At 67.0% G+C, this 855-nt stretch carries 1 protein-coding gene; it reads right to left on the bottom strand.

Annotated features, from left to right (window positions below):
* Positions 1 to 855 (bottom strand): 2-oxoacid:acceptor oxidoreductase family protein (locus EN914_RS36930; protein ID WP_206527345.1); only part of this gene is annotated, 855 nt, incomplete at both ends.

Genomic DNA, 855 nt, shown 5'->3' with positions numbered 1-855 from the left:
ATGTCGTCCAGCGTCTCGGCGGTATCCGTGGCCTGGCCTGCCTTTCCAGCCGCGGTCGGACCCGGCTGGGCAACCAGCCCGCGCACGAAATCCGGCTGATGGGCAGCGCGACGGCCCCAGCGGAAGGCGGCGATGTTCATCGCCACGGCTTCGCCATTGAGCTCGATCGCCTTCTCGACCGCCTCGGCCGACAGCGGCAGGCCGCTGTGCTGGAAGGCAAAGCCAAGCATGAACATGTTGGCGCCGAGCGAATTGCCGAAAAGTGCCGTGGCAGTGCGGGTGGCATCGAAGAAATGTGCCTTGTCGTCGCCCGCAGCCGCGCGGATCGCCTTTTTCAGCCGCTCTATCGGCAACGAAAAATCGGCCGAGCGGGCGAATTCGCCGGGCATGATCTCGGCGGTGTTGGCGACGAAGATGGTGTGGCCCTCGCGCACCGCGGTCAGCACCTTCTTGGCGCCCGACACGACGAGATCGCAGCCAAGCACGAGATCGGCCTTCCCCGCCGAAACGCGGATCGCATGGATGTCGTCCGGGGTACGAGCGATGCGGACATGGGTGAACACCGAGCCGCCCTTCTGGGCGAGGCCGGCCATGTCGATCATGCCGCAGCCCTTGTCCTCAAGATGCGCCGCCATGCCGAGCACCGCACCGACGGTGACGACGCCGGTGCCGCCGACGCCGTCGATGATCGCCGCCCAGCCTTGCTCGCCAAGCGGGAATTGCGCCGGCACGGGCACGCCTTCCAGCGGATCGGCCTTGCCGGCCAGGCCCTCGGCCTTGCGGATCTTGGCGCCGTGCACGGTGACGAAGGACGGGCAGAAGCCGTTGACGCAGGAGAAATCCTTGTTGCAGCTC

This window comes from Mesorhizobium sp. M7A.F.Ca.CA.001.08.2.1 (assembly GCF_003998455.1).
GTDB classification, from domain to species: domain Bacteria; phylum Pseudomonadota; class Alphaproteobacteria; order Rhizobiales; family Rhizobiaceae; genus Mesorhizobium; species Mesorhizobium ciceri.
This window is presented reverse-complemented; position numbering and strand designations above follow the sequence as displayed.